Source organism: Gemmatimonadota bacterium (genome assembly GCA_026706845.1).
GTDB lineage: Bacteria > Latescibacterota > UBA2968 > UBA2968 > UBA2968 > VXRD01.
In genome coordinates this window covers 1-4743 of the sequence record JAPOXY010000055.1, presented here as the reverse complement: position 1 = coordinate 4743, position 4743 = coordinate 1, and the positions used below count along the sequence as shown (strand labels likewise).

Here is a 4743-nt window from a genome sequence, read left to right as displayed (position 1 = left end):
ATGACCCTACAGTTGTTGATTTTTATCGCTGCAATGATTTATCTGTGTTGGGTATCCGTTCGGTATTGGAAACGTCGCAATCGCAAAGATGGTCCGTTTATTGAAGTGGTTGAAGATAAGCCCGTGAATAAGCCGTATAGACAGAGACGTGTGCAAAAGAAAAAAGAATCCGATGCCGACCGCGAGTGGCGCAAGCGCGTGCAGGACGAAATTGAAGATATGACAAAATAAAGTCGCGGGTCGAAAGCCATTTGTTCACGACAAGCGCGGTTTCTTGACGCACTATAAGAAAAAACCCCCATCCAATTAAGATGGGGTTTTTATTTGTACTTGCACTTAAGCGATTTGCGTGCTACGTTACTCGTGAGCGAGCAACTCTTTGAATTGGGATATTGGATATGCGCGAATATTTGATTATTGATGGACATCTCGATATGGCGTTTAATGCGCTGTTTTACCGCCGGGATCTCACGCAGTCTGTATATGTGTTGCGCGAGCGAGAAGACAGTATGGTGGGGGGATTATCGACGCATCCGGATTCGCTGGAGCAACGCCTGGGGCCGCAGCCCAAACGGTTTACGCCAACTGTTTGTCTGCCCGAGATGCGAAAAGGGCGCGTGGGGATTATGCTTTCTACTATTATGTGTCGCGTGCAAAATCCACAGGATAATACGCACAATGCGGTGCGCACACAGGATGTGGCTTATGCGAGAGGCCAATCTCATCTGGCGTATTATCGGGCGCTGGAACGGTGTGGAGAAATTCGGTTTATCAAGTCTGTTGCAGATCTCAATGCCTGTGTTACAGACTGGGAGAACCCATCGGATGATACGCCCGTGGGGCTTATTTTGTCGATGGAAAGTGCCGATCCGATTCTGGGCCCCGATCAGGTGGGCGAATGGTATGAAGCGGGACTGCGCTCTGTATCTTTGACTCATTTTGGCGCCAATACGTATGGGCATGGCACGGGTACGGTGGGTGGGCTATATCCACCGGCTTACGCGCTGATGGATGCGCTGGCTGAGACCGATATTGCGCTGGATTTGACGCATGCGGCAGACCTGACCTTCTGGCATATTCTCGATTATTGGAAGGGGCCAGTGCATGCCAGCCATTGCAATTGTCGCGCTTTGGTGCCGGGGCAGCGGCATTTGTCGGACGATATGATCCGCGCGATTACAGACCGGGGGGGCGTAATCGGGATGGTTTTTGCCGAGCAGATGTTGTCTCCGGCATGGAATTGGGACGATCCGAGTACGCATTATACCACGGCAACCCGACCGATGAAGGCGGTACTCGAACACATCGATCATATTTGCGAACTGACGGGCAGCACAGATCATGTGGCTTATGGCACGGATCTGGATGGTGGATTTGGTCTGGAGCTTTCGCCCACAGATTATCATACGATTGACGATTTGCAGCGCTTTCTACATCTTATGCGCGATCACGGCTATGGGGAAGACGATGTGAGGGGTTTTGCGCATGGGAATTTGGTTCGATTTTTTACCACGACCTGGGGATGACATGTCCGATCAAACTTACTTTATTGTCGATAGCCACTTGGACCTCGCCTTTTGCGCCATTCAGGTCAATCGCGACCTCACGCAACCCGCGGCAACCGTGCGGGTACACGATTCGGAACTGACTACGCGCAGTTTTGGGTCGTGTACAACCACGTTTCCCGAGTTGCACAAGGGGCGTGTGGGGATTGTGTTTGGCACAGTGATGTCGCGTATTGATACCAATGATCGCTGGACGCGCACGGGGATGTGGGATCAGACGCAGTGTTACGGTGTCGGGAGGGGGCATTACGCCTTTTATAAGGCGATGGAGCGACGGGGGATTATCCGACAGATTCTCACGGTTGAGGATCTGGACGCGTGCGTTGCGGCGTGGGCGCAGCCTTCGGCAGATACTCCCATCGGGTTGGTGCTGGCGATGGAAAGTGCCGATCCGATTCTCGATCCCGATCAGGTGTCCGAATGGCGCGATTTGGGCTTGAAAATGGTGAGTATTTCGCATTATGGGGTGAGTTCTTATTGCCACGGAACAGGAACAGAAGGCGGATTGCTGGATCGGGGCAGGCCATTGCTCGACGCGCTCAAAGCCGCGGGAATTATTGTGGATATGACACATACGACCGATCAGGCTTTCTGGGAAATTCTCGATTATTACGATGGTCCGGTGGCTGCAAGCCATCACAATTGTCGGGCACTGACGCCGGGGCAAAGACAGTTGACAGATGATATGATCCGCGCAATTGTAGAACGCGGCGGGGTTATTGGCGCGGCTTTTGATGCGTGGATGCTCGATCCAGAGTGGAAGCGGGGGGTGCCGTGTTATGAGCAGACCACAAAGGCGACGCTCGAGACAGTAGTTGATCACATCGATCATGTATGTCAGCTTGCTGGCAATGCCAATCATTCGGGCATTGGGACGGATCTGGATGGGGGGTATGGTCAGGAACAGTCGCCGCGAGATTTAAATACAATTGCCGATTTGCAAAATCTGGTGTCCATTTTTGAACGGCGCGGATATTCACAAGAAGATATTCAAAAGGTGTTGTCGGGGAATTGGGTGCGGTTGTTGAAGTCGGTGTGGGAAAGGTGAGAGGATATAAATATGTCAGAGCGACCAAATTTGTTGTTGATTACAACAGATCAACAGCGCGGAGATTGCCTCGGGTGTGATGGGCATCCGGCGCTGGAGACGCCGTATCTCGATGAATTGGCCGAGCGAGGGGCGCATTTCCCCCACGCATATACATCGGTGCCGTCGTGTACGCCTGCACGCGCGGGGATTATCACGGGGATGGATCAATGGAATCACGGGCGGTTGACAATGACGGGGAGTAATCCACTGGAATATCCGGCGACATTGCCGGGAGAACTGGCCGCGGCGGGGTATCACACGCAGGCTGTAGGCAAGATGCACCACGCCCCGCAGCGCAGGCTATATGGTTTTCACCACATGGTGCTGGATGAAAGTGGGCGGCGGATGGGAAACTTTATCAGTGATTATCATTTGTTTTTCGAGCAGCACAAGGAAGGTGCTTACGGGTATCGGGATCACAGTATCGATTGGAATTCATGGATGGCGCGGCCCAGCCATTTGTCCGAGCATTTGCATCCGACGCACTGGACGGCGAGCGAGGGGATTAAATTTTTGCAGCAACGCGATCCGACCAAACCGTTTTTTATGTGGCTTTCATTTGCGCGTCCCCATTCGCCTTATGATGCGCCCCAGGCGTATTGGGATATGTATATCAACAATGACAATATCCCCAAAGCCGCTGTGGGAGACTGGGCCGCTGAGTTTGACAAAAAAATTGCAGATGTCAATGCTCCGCGTTCGCACCGTTCCGATGCCGAAACGCACAGGGGACGCGCGGGATATTACGGCAATATCACGTTTATCGATCACCAGATTGGGCGCGTGCTGTACGAGTTGCGCCATCGGGACCCACAAGCATACAGCAATACCCTGATTATTTTTACGTCTGATCACGGCGATATGATGGGCGACCATCATCACTGGCGAAAGACCTACGCGTACGAAGGGTCTGCGCGCATTCCGTTTATTGTGAAATATCCCGATACATGGCGAGATGTGGCGCGAGGGATGAAGTATGATCATCCGGTGGAGTTGCGCGATGTGATGCCCACATTGCTCGATGCTGCCGGAGTCGATATACCAGCATCTGTGGATGGGCGGTCTCTTCTGGATATTGCGCGAGGAGATGACGAGGGATGGCGTGCGTTTGTGCAGGGCGAACATACGACGTGTTATACAAGAGAACACGGCATGCAATATGTGACCGATGGGCACGAGAAGTATATCTGGTTTCATCATACGGGAGAAGAACAATTTTTTAATCTGGATGACGATCCATTGGAATGTTGCGAGTTGTCCAAAGACCCGGCGTATGAAACGCGCATTGCGATGTGGCGCAGACGATTGGCAGAGGTGAATGAAAATCGGGGCGATCCGAGAGGGCAAAATGGAGAACTCGTGCCGCAGCCCGATGGCGCGCTGAGTCTGTCGCCAAATTATCAGAAATGGAAAGAAGCCGCACAATAAAATGCGAGGATGCTATGGCCCAAAAATACTGGCTTGTAAAGTGCGAGTACGATGTGTGCTCTTTTGAAGAATTGAGCAATCGGCCCAGTGGGATTGGGTACTGGCGAGGGGTGCGCAATTATCAGGCGCGCAATTTTATCCGCGACGAAATGCAAAAAGGCGATCAGGCACTGTTCTATCAGTCAAATTGTAAAGATCCCGGTGTTGCTGGTATTGCGAATATTGTGCGTGCGGGATATCCCGATCCCTCTCAATTCGATGCGCGTCATGAGTATTACGATGAAAAGGCCTCGAAAGGAGATCCGCGCTGGTTTTCTTTTGATGTGCAGTGGTCAAAGGCATTTGAGCCTTATGTCAGCCTGCAAGACCTCAAGAATAATCCCAGGCTCAAAGATATGAAGGTGGTTCAGCGCGGGCAGCGGTTGTCAATTCAGCCGGTGACAAAGGAGGAGTTTGAGATTGTGTGCGAGATGGGGGGGCATCTGGCGAGATGAGAAGGCCAAAGTATAAAAAATGAAATTCTTCAAAGACAATTCGTTGCAGAGAAAAGGTACATCATGCCGCGTAAAAATAGGGTTCTCAGCATAGGCGATACTGCCCCCTTAGGATCCTCGACGACCTGTCCCCGCTCCACCAGTTGACGGACGAGGTGGCGGCGTC

At 52.1% G+C, this 4743-nt stretch carries 5 protein-coding genes; all 5 read left to right on the top strand.

Going from position 1 to position 4743, the window contains the following annotated elements:
* A partial coding sequence (locus tag OXG87_05300; GenBank protein MCY3868953.1) for a hypothetical protein occupies positions 1 to 231 on the top strand: 231 nt, incomplete at its 5' end.
* 167 nt (positions 232 to 398) lie between these two features.
* Positions 399 to 1526: a membrane dipeptidase gene (locus OXG87_05295; protein MCY3868952.1), complete on the top strand. Its 1128-nt coding sequence runs from the start codon at positions 399 to 401 to the stop codon at positions 1524 to 1526.
* Between the two features lies 1 nt (position 1527).
* A complete protein-coding gene (locus tag OXG87_05290) occupies positions 1528 to 2613 on the top strand; it encodes a membrane dipeptidase (GenBank protein MCY3868951.1) in 1086 nt (361 codons plus the stop codon).
* Positions 2614 to 2625: 12 nt separating this feature from the next.
* Entirely contained in the window at positions 2626 to 4083 is a 1458-nt protein-coding gene (locus tag OXG87_05285) for an arylsulfatase (GenBank protein ID MCY3868950.1), read from the top strand.
* Between the two features lie 14 nt (positions 4084 to 4097).
* Entirely contained in the window at positions 4098 to 4577 is a 480-nt protein-coding gene (locus tag OXG87_05280; GenBank protein MCY3868949.1) for an EVE domain-containing protein, read from the top strand.
* The last annotated feature ends 166 nt before the right edge of the window (positions 4578 to 4743 follow it).

Excerpts from the sequence above, each read along its gene's own strand:
- OXG87_05280 (MCY3868949.1), top strand. The coding sequence starts at position 4,098 with ATGGCCCAAAAATACTGGCTTGTAAAGTGCGAGTACGATGTGTGCTCT.
- OXG87_05295 (MCY3868952.1), top strand. The coding sequence starts at position 399 with ATGCGCGAATATTTGATTATTGATGGACATCTCGATATGGCGTTTAAT.
- OXG87_05285 (MCY3868950.1), top strand. The coding sequence starts at position 2,626 with ATGTCAGAGCGACCAAATTTGTTGTTGATTACAACAGATCAACAGCGC.
- OXG87_05290 (MCY3868951.1), top strand. The coding sequence starts at position 1,528 with ATGTCCGATCAAACTTACTTTATTGTCGATAGCCACTTGGACCTCGCC.